This is a genomic window from Stygiolobus sp. RP850M, from assembly GCF_037389295.1.
Lineage (GTDB): Archaea > Thermoproteota > Thermoprotei_A > Sulfolobales > Sulfolobaceae > Stygiolobus.
Genome location: NZ_JBBHKU010000026.1, coordinates 51189 through 65399 on the forward strand (window position 1 = coordinate 51189; position 14211 = coordinate 65399).

13 protein-coding genes, 1 tRNA gene and 1 pseudogene are annotated in these 14211 nt (G+C 38.6%); 5 read left to right on the plus strand and 10 right to left on the minus strand.

All coding sequences use genetic code 11. The features are described 5' to 3' along the window. Nucleotides 1-46: 46 nt before the first annotated feature. Both WIW52_RS02375 and acs read right to left on the minus strand, forming a co-directional pair. Entirely contained in the window at nt 47-2545 is a 2499-nt protein-coding gene (locus WIW52_RS02375; protein WP_337708365.1) for an adenosylcobalamin-dependent ribonucleoside-diphosphate reductase, read from the minus strand. Nucleotides 2546-2673: 128 nt separating this feature from the next. Then, nucleotides 2674-4611, minus strand: a complete 1938-nt coding sequence (gene acs, locus WIW52_RS02380) for an acetate--CoA ligase (RefSeq protein WP_337708366.1) — start codon at nt 4609-4611, stop codon at nt 2674-2676. Between the two features lie 70 nt (nt 4612-4681). Here acs and WIW52_RS02385 point away from each other — a divergent pair. Continuing rightward, nucleotides 4682-5236: pseudogene (locus WIW52_RS02385) on the plus strand (acetate uptake transporter); the annotation flags it as partial. 46 nt (nt 5237-5282) lie between these two features. On the opposite strand, the gene WIW52_RS02390 reads toward WIW52_RS02385, so the two are convergent. The 3 genes from WIW52_RS02390 to WIW52_RS02400 all read right to left on the minus strand — a co-directional run bounded on the left by WIW52_RS02390 (nt 5283) and on the right by WIW52_RS02400 (nt 7942). Beyond that, nucleotides 5283-5696 carry a hypothetical protein gene (locus WIW52_RS02390; RefSeq protein WP_337708367.1) on the minus strand — a complete coding sequence of 138 codons (414 nt, stop codon included), beginning with the start codon at nt 5694-5696 and terminating at the stop codon, nt 5283-5285. A gap of 280 nt (nt 5697-5976) precedes the next feature. Further along, nucleotides 5977-6063, minus strand: a tRNA-Arg gene (locus WIW52_RS02395). 4 nt (nt 6064-6067) lie between these two features. After that, nucleotides 6068-7942 (minus strand): arginine--tRNA ligase, encoded by a 1875-nt coding sequence (locus WIW52_RS02400; RefSeq protein WP_337708369.1) that lies wholly within the window; start codon nt 7940-7942, stop codon nt 6068-6070. 53 nt (nt 7943-7995) lie between these two features. Here WIW52_RS02400 and WIW52_RS02405 point away from each other — a divergent pair, with 53 nt between their 5' ends. Then, a complete protein-coding gene (locus WIW52_RS02405) occupies nt 7996-8199 on the plus strand; it encodes a hypothetical protein (RefSeq protein ID WP_156005950.1) in 204 nt (67 codons plus the stop codon). Continuing rightward, complete coding sequence (locus WIW52_RS02410) at nt 8186-8578, plus strand: hypothetical protein (RefSeq protein ID WP_337701059.1); 393 nt, start codon at nt 8186-8188, stop codon at nt 8576-8578. The genes WIW52_RS02405 and WIW52_RS02410 overlap by 14 nt, the downstream gene beginning before the upstream one ends. Here the strand turns inward: WIW52_RS02410 and WIW52_RS02415 are convergent. After that, on the minus strand, nt 8570-8875 hold the full coding sequence (locus WIW52_RS02415) for a hypothetical protein (RefSeq protein WP_337701057.1): 306 nt from the start codon (nt 8873-8875) through the stop codon (nt 8570-8572). The two genes, WIW52_RS02410 and WIW52_RS02415, sit on opposite strands and share 9 nt — an antisense overlap. 129 nt (nt 8876-9004) lie before the next feature. Here WIW52_RS02415 and WIW52_RS02420 point away from each other — a divergent pair, with 129 nt between their 5' ends. After that, on the plus strand, nt 9005-9349 hold the full coding sequence (locus WIW52_RS02420; protein ID WP_337701055.1) for a hypothetical protein: 345 nt from the start codon (nt 9005-9007) through the stop codon (nt 9347-9349). A 189-nt stretch (nt 9350-9538) separates the two neighbouring features. Here WIW52_RS02420 and thsA read toward each other — a convergent pair whose 3' ends face one another. Beyond that, on the minus strand, nt 9539-11218 hold the full coding sequence (gene thsA / locus WIW52_RS02425) for a thermosome subunit alpha (protein ID WP_337701054.1): 1680 nt from the start codon (nt 11216-11218) through the stop codon (nt 9539-9541). A gap of 168 nt (nt 11219-11386) precedes the next feature. Between thsA and WIW52_RS02430 the strand changes: the two genes are divergently transcribed. After that, on the plus strand, nt 11387-12109 hold the full coding sequence (locus WIW52_RS02430; protein WP_337708371.1) for a hypothetical protein: 723 nt from the start codon (nt 11387-11389) through the stop codon (nt 12107-12109). On the opposite strand, the gene WIW52_RS02435 is transcribed toward WIW52_RS02430, so the two are convergent. The 3 genes from WIW52_RS02435 to WIW52_RS02445 form a co-directional block, all read right to left on the minus strand. After that, complete coding sequence (locus WIW52_RS02435; protein WP_337708373.1) at nt 12042-12848, minus strand: hypothetical protein; 807 nt, start codon at nt 12846-12848, stop codon at nt 12042-12044. The genes WIW52_RS02430 and WIW52_RS02435 overlap by 68 nt on opposite strands. Nucleotides 12849-12866: 18 nt before the next feature. After that, a complete protein-coding gene (locus tag WIW52_RS02440; protein WP_156005962.1) occupies nt 12867-13199 on the minus strand; it encodes a hypothetical protein in 333 nt (110 codons plus the stop codon). A gap of 242 nt (nt 13200-13441) precedes the next feature. Beyond that, nucleotides 13442-14161, minus strand: coding sequence for a winged helix-turn-helix domain-containing protein (locus WIW52_RS02445; RefSeq protein ID WP_337708418.1), 720 nt, complete (start codon nt 14159-14161; stop codon nt 13442-13444). Nucleotides 14162-14211 lie beyond the last annotated feature (50 nt).

Here is a 14211-nt window from a genome sequence, read left to right on the forward strand (position 1 = left end):
TACACCGTCATAATTAAAAAATATTAATATTATAATGCTTAGCGTTTCACAACTCACAAGTCTTACAACCACCGCTGTAGGTTTCCGAGACCTCCACATATTTGCTTTGGGATATCCTAAGTGAGGAGGGCAGAGGAGACTGTATCTTCTTTTCCTCTTTCATCTTTTTCTCAGCTTCTTCCCTCTCCTTCTTTATGCCGAAGTATATGACCTGTTGCGATTTAGATCTATCTCTGTAAACCGTCACACCTTTGATACCAAGTTTCCACGCCAGCAAGTACACCTTCTCAACAGTTTCTGGAGGCTCTTCACTTCTCAAGTTAATAGTCTTTGACGTACCGCTGTCGTTCCACTGTTGCCACGAGGCTTGGTGTAGTAAGTGGAACTCTGGTGGCACTTCGTGTGCAGTCCTAAATATCCTCCTCATACTCTTGGGCATGAAGGGATTCTCTCCTATCATGCCAGTTTCAGCAACTTTCTTAACTACTTCTGGGTCGTCAAGCTCGTATTTTCTCAGGTACTCGAGGAATAACGGGTCTATTTCTATAAACTTACCCACAGCTACGTTCCTGATGAAGGCTAATGCGAATAGTGGTTCGATGGAGGACGATGTTCCTGCTATGATTGAGATAGTACCAGTTGGAGCTACCGAGACGACGGTCGAGTTTCTCACACCGTGTTTAATTCTCTCTCCTTTAAGTTGGTCAAAATCGAGTTTGTCAACGACCTCGGTCAGTTTTTTAACTTCTGAACTTACTCTACCTTCAACACCTACCGTTGAGAGGAGTTGGTCAAATGGTAATGCACTCTCCCATATGTCTTTGTAACGTCTTGGGTCGTATGCAGGGAAGACGCCTTTCTCCTTAGCCAGCTCTATTGACGTTTTGAAAGCGTGGTAGTAGATGAACTTGGCTAGCTGGTAAGACAAGTATACAGCATCTATACTGTCGTATTGAATGCCTAACTTGATTAGCATTCTAGCTAAGCCCATAACGCCTAGTCCTACCTTTCTAGTTCTCTTTGTAGCTTCCTCAATCTGTTTGAGCGGGTAACGGTTTGCATCGATCACATTGTCTAACAACCTCACACCGTAACGTATAGTTTCTGCTAATCCTTCCCAGTCAATTACTGGTTTGCCGTTCCTCTCTACTACGAACTTCTCTAAGTTAATTGAACCTAAGTTACAACTCTCCCATGCTAATAACGGCTCTTCACCGCACGGGTTAGTAGCTTGTATCTTGCCCAAGTACCATACGGGGTGCCTTCTGTTAATAGTGTCTATGAAGAGTAGACCAGGGTCACCGCTGTCCCAGGCACCTTTAACGATCTCATCAAACAGATCCTTAGCATTTACCCACTTCACTATAGCCCCCTCTTTTTCTGCAATAGCCAAAGCCTCGTCAACTGTTATAATAATGCTTTCATCGAGGTAAACTGAACCTCCTCTCTCCTCTAATTCTCTTAGTATTTCTTCTTGTATCCATTCCTCATCCATGTAACCTCTAGCCTTAACAATGTAGTACTCGTAGTCTTTACCAGGGATCTTGGTCTTTCTCGGGTTAATTAGCGGGACTGTCTCACCTCTCTCCACTGCTTTCATGAAGTAGTCGTAAACGCCAACTGATATGTTGAAGTTCTGTAATTGTACGTCCTTCAGCTGACCAGTCTTAGCTTTAATGAAGTCCTCTATGTCGGAATGCCAACAGTGCATTACTCCCATATTTGCCCCCCTCCTCTTTCCACCCTGCTTTACTACGTCAGTAGACACGTCAAAGATCCTCATGAAGGATATGGGGCCTGAGGCTACTCCAGCGGTTGAGGCTACTACATCTCCTTTAGGTCTTAGCTCTGAGAAGTCGAAGCCTGTACCTCCTCCCTGTTGATGAACTACTGCCATAGCCCTTAATGCGTCGTATATTCCTTCACCGTTTTGGGTTACCATTGAGTCTCTGACTGGTATTACGAAGCATGCTGAGAGTATACCTAGCCTTGTACCACTGTTCATTAAGGTAGGTGTGTTTGGTAAGAACTTAAGTTCTGACATTATCTCGTAGAACTTCTCCTCTACTTCTTTCCTCCTTTCCTCGTTTTTTGCCAGAAATGAGGCTACTCTTCTGAACATCATTTGCGGGGTTTCTATGTAGCGGAGTGTGTCGGGGTTCTTAAGTAGATACCTAGCTTCTAGGACTTTCAACGCATTGTATGTTAACAGTAAGTCCTTTGGGTCGAAATCCTTCCATTTGCCTTTGCCGAAAACGTGATTGTAAATCCTTGCTAGGACGAAACGTTTGGCCGTCTCCATCAACTCTGGATAGTCTAATGAGTGTTCTATGAGGTTCCTTTCAACGATATCGGCTATCGTCCTACTGTCTATTGCGTTGTCCTTTGCATTTTGGGCTATGTCGTTTAGTATCCCGTCAATCACTTCTTCTGGTAATGATAGCTTTGAAAAAATCTTTTCGGACTTAAACTCTTCGACTGAGTTATTACGTTTGATGACCTTAAGCTTAGCGAGAGAGAGTACACTGATCTGTACTTTTTGCATTAGTTATCATCTATTCTTCTCAAATGATATAAATAAGTCATAGCCGAATTAACTATGGTATTACCATATACCACAACTTAAAAAGGTAAGATACGCTCGTTGTATCAAAAATTAAGGAAAAAGTGAGTTTATTGTTGATTCTTCTGACTCTGAATCTCTTTAGAGAATTCCTCTGCGATCTTTTTCAGTTCGTCAACTGATGTTTCGTCCTCTAGTGCAGTTATATCACCTAACGTTTGCCCAGAGATTACGCTTCTTACAATTCTTCTCATTATCTTCCCTGACCTGGTCTTCGGTAATTTACTTACGAAGTATAACCCGCCAAACACTACTATGGGACCTAAGTTATTCCTAACGTATTCAATTAACGTCTTTCTCAATTCATCTGAGGGTTGATATCCTTGTTTCAATACTACTGCTGCAACAGCTACCTCTCCTCTAACGGGATCTGGTATACCTATTACGGCTGATTCTGCGACAGCCGGATGTGAGATTAAGACGTCTTCTATCTCCCTAGTTCCAATTCTATGCCCTGCTATCTTCAACACCTCATCTGCTCTTCCCAAAATGTAGAAGAATCCATCTTCGTCCTTTACTGCATAATCCCCTGGATAGTAGACTCCTTGGAACTTAGAGAAATAAGTCTTTATATATCTCTCTGGATCTCCCCATACTCCAGCCAACATACCTGGCCACGGTCTCTTGATAACTATATAGCCTTTCTCTCTCGGTTTCGTGGGTTTACCTTCATCATTAAACACATCAGCGTCTACTCCGGGTAATGGAAGTCCGTTAGCACTGGGCTTAAGCATGTAATTCCCTAACCCTGGAGTTGCTGAAATCATTATACCTCCCGTCTCCGTTTGCCACCAAGTGTCTACTATAGGTAGTTGAGACCTTCCGACATTCTTGAAATACCATCTCCATGCTTCAGGATTGATAGGCTCTCCTACGCTTCCTAATAATCTCAAACTTGATAAGTCGTGCTTCTTTACCCACTCTTCTCCGTATCTCATTAATGTTCTCACAGCCGTTGGAGAAGTGTAAAATACTGTTACATTATACTTCTCTACTAACTCCCACCATTTATCGGGGTTAGGATAGTCTGGAACTCCCTCATACATCAGCACTGTGGCACCGTTCTGTAAGGGACCGTAAACTATGTATGAGTGTCCGGTGATCCAACCTATGTCTGCAGTGTTGAAGAACACGTCTTCGTCTCTCAAATCAAAAACCCACTTAGTGGTTAAGTAAGTCCAGAGACCGTAACCGCCATGTAAGTGATAAATACCTTTAGGCTTTCCAGTTGTACCAGAAGTATATAAGATGAATAAGGGATCTATTGCATCAGTCATTTCTGGCTCTACTTTCTTATAACCCACTCTCTTTATCAATTCTTGATATAGTACGTCTTTTTCTTCATTTAATTCTATCTCTTCGTCCCTCTTAATGACCAGAACCTTTTCTACTGTTGGAGTTTGAGAAACAGCTTCGTCTATTATTCTCTTGAGTTCTACCCTCTTACCCCTCCTCATAGTATGCGAAGTAGTTATAACGAGTTTTGCCTTAGCATCATTTATTCTGTCAACTACAGCTTGTGTGGAAAAGCCTGAGAACACTACGCTATGAATTGCACCGATTCTTGCACACGCTAACATTGCTATAGGCAATTCCGGCATCAAAGGAAGGTAGATCAGGACTCTGTCTCCCTTTTGAACACCTAAATCTTGTAGTATTTTTGCAAACCTGTTTACTTCATTATAGAGTTGTGAGTAGGTTAAACTTCTGCTCTCGCCCTTTTCGTTTTCCCAATAAATTGCTACTTTATTCCCCTTAGTCTTTAAGTGACGATCTAAAGCGTTATACGTTATGTTAACTTTTCCTCCTATAAACCACTTGTAGAACGGTGCATTACTCTCGTCGAGAACTTTCTGGAATGATGAAAACCATTCTATCTCTTCAGCCATTTTTCTCCAGAATTTTTCTGGTTCTTCGAGTGATTCTTTGTAAAGTTGTTTATAAGGCGGTTGGTAATATCTCTCCTCAAAAGGTAGGTTTTCTACCATTATAAATCTCTTTAAGTTTGCCGTATTTAAATATAAAATAAATTAAAACTGTTAGGTTTGTAATGACGGAAGAAAAAGAGTAAATCCAGCTCCTCTAGGGCTTTCCGGATTCGCCTTAACTACGCTAGTACTCAGCTCTTTTAACGCGGGGTTGTTATCTGCACAAGGAGAGGGTGTAGTATTAGGCTTAGCCCTTTTCTACGGTGGACTAGCTCAATTAGTAGCGGGAGTAATAGAGTGGAGGGCCGGAAATACGTTCGGTTATGTAGCGTTATTTACTTACGGAGCCTTTTGGGAATGGTATTTGTTTACGGCTATGGGTTTTACCGGAAGCGTAACATCGCAAGGAATAGGCTTATTGTTAATAGCGTTTGGAATATTCACACTGATAATGTGGTTTGGGACTTTTAGGGCTAATCTATCGCTTTTCCTAACGTTTCTGTTTTTATGGATAACTTTCTTCTTGCTAGGTATAGGGTCAATAAATGGTAATCAATCATTGATTCACGCTGGAGGTTATATGGGTATATTAACCGTAATAGTAGCGTGGTATACTGGTTTATCACAAGTTATAGCTGAGATCATAGGTAAGAAGGCTCCCTTAGGTAAAGCTGTATTAAGTTAGATTGTTTTTTGTTATTATTCTTTATTCATTCTAAATTTTATCTCCGTTAAATATGAAAATCAGTAGAAATGAAGTTTATCTCCAAGTAAGTAAGGAGTGCAAAGAAAACGTAAGCCGAGACCACTTGACTTAACTCATGTTCCTTAGCTTTAACCCTAGCCCACGCTACTATGGCTGTCATAAAATACATTATAACAAAATACTCGCTTACAAGAAACGAAAGGACAGTTGAAACACCTGAGAGCACTGCAACGTGAATGCTTATTTTATATTTTAATGTAATTAAAAGGATAAGGAAAGAATTTAAAGTATACAAAAGTGCCACGTAAAAGAGCAAATTTATTCCATAAATGTAAATCAATGCTATCGCAATAAGGTAACCCAGTATTGATAATGTTATTACTCTTCCTCTCTGTTCTCTTCTTGTAACTAATAGATCAGAAACCCTGCCTCTTCTCATTAAAATTAAAGTAATTAGAAAAGGTGTAAAAGAGAAAAATATTAAGGATATTAATAGATCTGGTAGGTTTTTACAACGTATTAAGTAGATTATAATAAAACCTAAAGCGGTTGAAACAGAGGGATGAAAAATAAGGGATATTAAGTTTTCAACTCGCATTGTGTTCAGTTTCACTGAACACATTAATAACTTTCCTTTTACCTTCTTTTTTATGAGATTAAATCAACTGGGTTTTTTCCTTCTGTACTCGATATCTTAAAGTTAGGAAAGCCTAGTATAGCGGACCCGCCGGGACTTGAACCCGGGACCGCCGGCTTTCTCCAACTTTCCGCAGGCCGGCGCTCTATCCTGGCTGAGCTACGGGTCCGTATTTACATTCTCTCAAGAGGTTTTATTCCTATCGCATTGAGCCCATTAAATAGAACTCTCTCGACACCTTTGACGAGAAATAGTCTGGTCATTCTCTTTCCCTGATCCTGCTCTTGCAAAACCCTCTCGTTATTATACCATCTATTAAAGGTATCTGACAACTTTTTCAAAAAGTCTATTAAGTCTTCAGGTCTCATTTCGTCTGAAGCTTTTGACAATACTTCGGGGAACTTAGCAATCAGTATTAACAACTTCCTTTTGTCTCCTTCGAGGTCTTTCAGGTCAGCTTTCTCTATTTCCAATCTTTCATTATTCTTATATAGAATGTTAAAAGCCCTAGCATATGTGTATTGCAGATAAGGTCCGCTGTTTTGGTCAAAGTCTACTACATTATTGACGTTAAACGTTACTGGCTTATTTGCCGACACAGAAAGGATTGCAAAGCGAATAGCTGCATTTACAACCTCTCCGACATTTTCCATGTTGCCTCCTTTTTCTTGTATCTTCTTCCTTGCTACCTCCTCAACCTTTTCTATTATCTCGTCAAGTGCAATAAACCTCCCTAATCTACCGCTCATCCTCATGCCTTGTAAATTGACCATTCCGTACGAGTAGTGTACTAAATTCCTAGCGTATTTTGTGTACCCTAGTATATATAGAGAAGCCCTTAACTGCATCTGTGGAACGGCTTGTTGCTCCGCTATTACATTAATTACCTTGTCCGCCTCGAATACGTTAAATTTCCTTATTGTGTATGCTATATCCCTTGTAGTGTAAAGAGAAGTTCCGTCGGATCTAACCAAAACTAATGGCGGTAGTTGAAGCCCAGTAGGTATAGACAGCCCTTCCTTTTCCTCTTTGCTTAGCTCAAGGCTAAGTGCTTTAGTACCCTTATAATCGATAGACTTACTTAAGGCTTCGCTCACTATCTTACTTACTTCCCCGTTCCACAACAAGTCACTTTCATAATCATATGCATCGAACGTGATGTGAAGTTTTGACAGACTTTTTTCGAACGCGTTCAGATTGTATTTCACTATCTTTCTTATTACCTCTACTATCTTTTCATCGCTTTTGCTTTCATATTGTCTTATTATATTTTGTATCTCTACCTCTAAATCTTCTATTTTGTTTATTTCATCTGCTAATTTGTTAAATATATCGGGATACCTCTCCTGCTGTTGGGCTGCAATAGCTACAAGTTCGACAAGCCTCTTCACTTTTTCTTTGTATTTTTCGTCATCGTTGTTTTTCAACAAACTAAGTTCTTTCTTTATGCTTTTAATTTCTATCAAAACATTGGTTATTGAATAAATTGTTCCAAACCAGTGATCAGACTTAACATTAGAGGGTGGTTCAGGTTCTCCAAGTAGCATATAACCCAATGCTAATATAGCGACTTGTCTACCAGCGTCGTTTACGTAAAATCTCACGTTAACGTTGTGTCCTCTTAACCTCAGCATTCTGGCTATCGTATCGCCGATAATAGAATTCCTTAAATGCCCTATATGTAAGGGGTGAATAGGATTAGCGCTAGTATGTTCAATTACGATCTTTGAGCCTTTTTCAATCTTTTCTATTCCATAATCGTCCTGAAGATTAGAAAATGTAAGTTTGAATAGACTACCCTCGTCAAGAAAGGCGTTTATGTAAATCCCCATCTTCCTTATTTCTCTTATTAACATCAGACCCTTATCCGAGCATTCCTTACTTATCAAAGCCTTATCTTTAGTAACTGCCGGTAATGGTAATGCCAGATCTCCTATGTCGTCCTTAGTAGGATATTCGATGTTTTTAAATACTTCATCGTAGCTAATACCGAGCTTATCCGATATGAGCTTAGAAAACTCAATCTTTGCATCTCTTATAGGATTCACAAGATGGCATAAGCCAGTGCGTTTATATCTTTTTCTGACTGAATGTTTAAACCATGAAAAGAGTAGAAGTCCTAATAGTAGATGATATGAAGGGATCTACAAAAGTAGATGAAACCCAAATAACTGAGTTACTTAAGCAGATTAACGAAAAAGTAGACAAAGTTGTGATTAATAAGGTTACTATACCCACGGCTTCGGAGGACGAGGATAATTTATTAGGAGTACATATTATAGTGAGAGAAGTTGCAGAAACGTAATATATGCCCTCATTACAAAGGAGGTTTTTGTACTTCTCCCGTACTGGAATCTCCTTCCGATTCGGTTACATCACCTTCAAGGTGTCAGGGTAACTATAAGTCTTGCAGGTATTACATGGGTAACGAAGAGGAAAAGGCCAGAAAAGACGGACTTGAACAATACACAGAGGACGAGAGGGTAGAACAAGAGATCTCATTTTACCATAAGATTAACGTGCTAGAAAGCACTCTAGATAGTGAGTGTCCAAATTTTGAATTGTTTAGAACTGAAAAAGGTTTAGTTGCGAGATGTAAGGCTATGGATAGAATATTAACAGTGTCACAAGCGGAGTTATGTTCAAAAGTATGGAAAACTTGCCCAGTAAGAATTCTAACCTAACTTAGCATACTTCCCGTCTTCGGATAATGTGACCAAGTTTTTCTCCGCTAAATCCGATAATGCTTTTCTTATCTTATCTTCGCTAGCTATACCTGATAAAGCGGAATGAAGTTCTTTTAGATTCATAGGCTTTTGACTTAATAAGTCCAATAATATCTCCTTCAACTCCTCTTCATTAGGTGCAGTCATTACAACTACTTCTTTATCGGAATACAATACACGAAGTTTTTTCTCAACCTCATTTAAAGGTTCTTCTTCTTTACCTATAGACCTCTTTTTTCTCTTCGAGGATGACATCTTGACTCCTCTCACTTCCTATGTTATTAATTAAAATATCTACTTATAAGTGTTGATGAAAAGAGCAAATAACTTCTTAACTACAGTTTTTATATGGCTAGTTAAAATTAGTTATAATAGGCGAATCATTTGGGAGAACCTGACTTCTTACGGCATATAGTGAGTAAGGTATTAACGCCCGTAAGTCTGGATATGAAAAAATTAGATGAAGCTCAGAAATTACTTGCAAAAGCAGAGTCAAAATATGGTTTTTCATCTTATGGAGGAGACCCAGAAAAATTAGCTAATTATATCCTAAGTCCAGACTTTATAAATCTGGTTTTAATTATTGGAGTAGACCTCTCAAAGAAATTACTTTATTTAACTCGTGACAACTATTCAAGCCCAAAAATAAAAGAAGCAGTCCAGAAGATGCTTGAAGAACTAGATGGGTATTCAGGAGAAGAAACAAATCAAGTTATGATGTATAAGTAAAGTAAAAAGTAATATGTATACTAGGAAACAACACTCATGCGTTCATAATTTATTACAATTTATTAATTAATTATACAAATTAATTATATTTTAATAATTTCATAATCTGACTATTATATAGATAAAAATTATAATGAGAGTAAACAATTAGAATAGAATTTTGAATAAATGAGATAAAAAAGAAACTAATCATTCAAATGAGGGTTTGTTACTTCCTTCTTCTCCGCCTTCTTCTTTACCTTTGCTTCCTTCTTTCTTCTCGCTCTTTAATGCAGAGGCGGCAATCAAGTCATCAATCTTCAGAATCGCAGTAGCTGCTTCAACAGCGCTCTTAAATACCTGAGCTTTTACTCTCACAGGCTCAATTACGTTGATTGACATCATATCATCGTTAAGTCTTCCGTTCATTACATCAACTCCAGCATTCACTAGACCTTTAGAGTGCTTGGATCTCAGATCCATTAAAGTTTGTATAGGCTCCATACCTGCAGTCTCTGCTAATATCATCGGTATCTCCTCTAATGCCTCAGCGAATTTCTCAATTGCTAACTGCTCCTTACCTCCTACGCTTCTTGCATATTCTCTTAATCTTAATGCTAACTCAGTCTCAACGGCTCCACCACCCGCTACAATCATGGGCTTTGATAATACGTTCCTTAATGAATGTAATGCGTCGTTAATACTCCTCTCTGCTTCATCAAGTGCCATATCATTGGATCCTCTTAATAAAATGTTCACAGCCCTCGGGTTCTTTGCACCTTCAATGAATACCATCTTATCGTTTCCTACTCTCCTCTCCTCTACTAGCTCGGCGTAACCTAGATCCTCAGGAGTCGCATCCTTTATACTACTTATAATCCTTGCTCCTAAAGCCTTCTCTAACTTCTCTATATCGCTCCTCTTTACCCTTCTCACTGCGAGTATTCCTTTCTTAGCTAGGAAGTGCTGTGCTATATCATCAATACCTTTCTGGCATATAACAACATTAGCTCCAATTGAAGCTAGTTTGTCTACCATCTCCTTAAGGTACTTAGCCTCTTCATCTAGGAAGGCCTTAATTTGGTCTGGGCTAGTGATGCTTATCTTAGCTGATATCTCAGGCTTTTCAACCTCCAGTGCAGCATCTAATACAGCGATCTTTGCCTTTTCTACCCTCCTAGGCATTCCAGGGTGAACCACTTCTTTGTCGAGTACTAGACCTCTTACCAACATACTATCTTCTGTACTTCCACCCTTCTTCTTATCTATTTTGATTAAATCAAGAGGAACGTTATAGCTACCGTCTGGCCTCTTCTCAGCTACAATTGATACAGCATCGAGTACTAAGTTAATGATTTTGTCCATCTCTTCTCCACCAGCAACGAACTTGCTCGACATTGTTGTATATACAATCTTTCTCAGCTGGTCTCTAGCTACTTGTGAATTAAGATCACTTACGTCGATCTTCAAAGCTAACTGATCTAGAATTTCTAATGATTTGTTTAATGCCTTCTTATAACCTTCAATTATTATGGTTGGGTGTATATTCTGGTCTAACAAATCATCTGCTTTGTCGAGTAATAATCCAGCAAGGACTACTGCTGAAGTGGTTCCATCTCCTACTTCAGCGTCTTGTGCCTTTGCAGCCTCAACAAGGAGCTTTGCAGCCGGGTGCTGGATTTCCATCTCCTTTACTATAGTAGCACCGTCATTAGTAATAGTTACGTCGCCGAAACTATCGACTAACATCTTGTCTAATCCTCTGGGTCCTAACGAGCTCTTTAACATCTCTGATAGTGTTACAGCTGCTAGTATATTGTTCCTTAAAGCATCCCTTCCGGAGGATCTATTTGTACCCTCTTTAAAGAGTAATACTGGAGCACCTGCCATTTAGCTCACCGTAGCTGGTTTTCATTAGGAGCGGTTATATATAAATTTTTCTTTTTTATGGCCCAATACTAATGAGGTATGGGAGAAAAGAGAAAGTCATCATTGTTCTAGAGAAAGAATGGAGATATTTTAAACAGTTTTTAATTCTACACTCGAAGTTGTTGATATATGAACCTTTGCCAGAGATGTAACAAGAGAGAAGCGAAGTACGTCGTCGGTGGAAGGAAATTATGTGAGATGTGTGCACGAGACGAGATTGTTAAAAGGGTCAGAAAGGAGATTCATAACAGTAAAATGTTTAATTACAATGATAAGGTTGCTATTCTAGCACCAAATAACATGGACCAAATAGCAGAGCTCCTAATACATATCATAGGCAAGGCTTGTTACACTTGTAATTTAAAGATCGACAAAGTTAGCGTACAGTTTGACTACCAAGATATTAACGAGTATATCTGGAGTCTAATAATGGAAGCTAAAAATCTCAAAGAGTATAGTGTGAAAGTACTTCCTTTTCCTTCAAACTTCTATTTAGCTTATCTCCTCTACTCAGTTACAATGAAAAATTATTCTTATCTTAATTACGTTACAAGTTCTAAGACATTAAACGATGGAACTAAAATCTTTATTCCTCTTTATTCAATACCGTTATCAGAACTCAGTGCTTTCGGTATAATAAACGAGATTAGCTTTAATGACGACGTTTTTAACTCAATCTTTTCTTGGGTTAACACACAGTTAGCTGAGAACTACGAGCTTTTTCATACCTTCATAACCTCCACTTCGTTATTCAACTACCCCAAGTGTAAGTCTTGTGACGCTTTCATTGAGTCTGGGGAGTACTGTGTTCGATGTAAAAGGACTTTAGCTTCTCCTTCTCCTCCTTATTAAGTACGATCTCGAACCTTAGAAGATCTTTGGGTTGTTTACTGGGGGGTAAAACGCCGTCCCATGAATAGTAGAAGTAACCAGCTGTCATTATCTCCTTGTAACCTTGAGGATCCGCTTTGAAATAATCGAAAAGCAACTGTAACACGTTTAGTTGTTCTTTTAGTTGTTTCATACTGATTGTGTACTTACATATATAGCAAGACAAGTCAGGCATAATGGCGTTAAACATACATTTCGGACATTTTACCGGGGAGTTAATTCCGTATATAGTCCAGTTAGCCCTGAGAATATCTATTAGGTCACTTCTGCCTTTCTTACTACAAATCTCATACAGTCTCGGGCCCAGATCCTTAATTGCATTCTTTGTATTATATACAACAAACTCTAATTGTTCATCTGTCATTTTTTCTAAATCCTTAATTTTCACAAGTTTCATAGCTAGGAACTCCATTAATGAGTCTTTGTTGGCAGATAGTCTGTTTATTATAGTCTTAGATTTAGGCTTAGTCTTCACTTCGCCTACAGCACCCGCAAAAGGCTCCTTTATAAGTTCCTTATACTCCTCTCTCGACAATTCGAGATAAGCGAGACCAAGAGCATTTATCACTTCGTCTAAATATTCGTCTAAAAGTTCATTAGGATCTACATACTTTACAGGGGATGACCTCTTTTTCTTGCTCTTGGTTTGTGAGGTAGTATCCTTTTCTTCTTGTTCTTCACCTTTTTTCCTCCTGGGCAACTGCTCCCCCTGGGCCAATCAGACAATGTGGGATAAGTCCAGGTAGTCCATAGGAAGCATTTTGCCTTTTGACACTATTTCGTTATACTTCTTTTCTAAATCTTCTATAAATACTGGACAGTTCTCAAATTTTCCCTCTCTAGTGCATTTAGCTCCTCCTAAGGTTAAGAAGCAAATTTGAGACTTCTTATCATAGTGCGGACATAATTTGTGGTATGTTTTTGCGCTTTTTATCATCTTTTCTATCCACTGTTTCTTATGGTCCTTCTTCTCTGCCTCTTTCTCAGCCTTTGCTAACACTTTGTTCATCTCCTCTTCCGAGATCTTAGAAGACCTCGTATTATCAGCCATAATTAACACCGCATTATGTAACTTTACACGTCTCCTCTAATATATATTACTACTACTACAAGAGATGAACAATAGACTAGACCTGAGTGAAGTAATTAAATATAGTTTGTATATTGTAAGTATTATTGATTAGAATTGCTTCGTATAGGCATTATTCATAGTTGTAGTATATGTATGTAGTTTTGATTAAGTAAACCCCTACAACTCTTATTAAAGAAACAGAGAGAGTTCATTTATAAAAATTAACACTCATTAATCTTGTTTTTAAATGACTGTGTAAAACCTATCCTTAAACCCAGTTTTGGATCATGATAAAGGTACAAGATCCTCTTAGTCTGAAGTTTTCTCAATACCCGAAAGAGCCAGCCTGTATCGGCTCCGAACTCCTCTTGTAGCTGGTCGATGTATACGTATGTTGAACCCCATTGCGTATATTTTGTCAGTAAATAGGATAATAACTCTTTCTCTTCTTCTTCTAGTTTTTGAAGAATTTCATCTAAACAATTCATCAAATTCTCTTTTTGTGGTTTATTTTCTTTAGGACTGGTTTTTGCTTCAATAAACGACAAAATTTCTTTTCTCTCTTTGTCATCTTTTTCCTTATTCTTGTTGTTTATTGTAGGTTTAACTTTTTCATTGAATATATCTTTAGCAATAGCCAAGTATTCGGTAAACTTAGTGTTGTTCTTACTCTCCACTATTTCCTTAGCCAAGTCTTCTCCTTGTGGGGTCAAATGCCACCTTCCTGCTTCCTGATAAACGAGCCCTTTCCTCTTCCAATAGCTCAGATAACTACTAACGTACTTGGTCTCTAGTCCCAAGTTTACCGCTATTTCTGATGTTCTAAGAGGTCTCGCGAGAAGTAGAACGAGTATTGCTTCCACTAACTTAGACCTGGGGTTAATACTTTTGCTCTCTTGAACTCTGATAATATCCGTAATGTCAGTATCGTCAGTAGTCATCATATATTATTCGCCAAACTAAAATTAATAATAGTGGAAAGTTTCAGCCT

Excerpts from the sequence above, each read along its gene's own strand:
- WIW52_RS02375 (WP_337708365.1), bottom strand. The coding sequence starts at position 2,545 with ATGCAAAAAGTACAGATCAGTGTACTCTCTCTCGCTAAGCTTAAGGTC.
- acs (WP_337708366.1), bottom strand. The coding sequence starts at position 4,611 with ATGGTAGAAAACCTACCTTTTGAGGAGAGATATTACCAACCGCCTTAT.
- WIW52_RS02390 (WP_337708367.1), bottom strand. The coding sequence starts at position 5,696 with ATGAGAAGAGGCAGGGTTTCTGATCTATTAGTTACAAGAAGAGAACAG.
- WIW52_RS02405 (WP_156005950.1), top strand. The coding sequence starts at position 7,996 with ATGAAAAGAGTAGAAGTCCTAATAGTAGATGATATGAAGGGATCTACA.
- WIW52_RS02415 (WP_337701057.1), bottom strand. The coding sequence starts at position 8,875 with ATGTCATCCTCGAAGAGAAAAAAGAGGTCTATAGGTAAAGAAGAAGAA.
- thsA (WP_337701054.1), bottom strand. The coding sequence starts at position 11,218 with ATGGCAGGTGCTCCAGTATTACTCTTTAAAGAGGGTACAAATAGATCC.
- WIW52_RS02430 (WP_337708371.1), top strand. The coding sequence starts at position 11,387 with ATGAACCTTTGCCAGAGATGTAACAAGAGAGAAGCGAAGTACGTCGTC.
- WIW52_RS02440 (WP_156005962.1), bottom strand. The coding sequence starts at position 13,199 with ATGGCTGATAATACGAGGTCTTCTAAGATCTCGGAAGAGGAGATGAAC.
- WIW52_RS02445 (WP_337708418.1), bottom strand. The coding sequence starts at position 14,161 with ATGACTACTGACGATACTGACATTACGGATATTATCAGAGTTCAAGAG.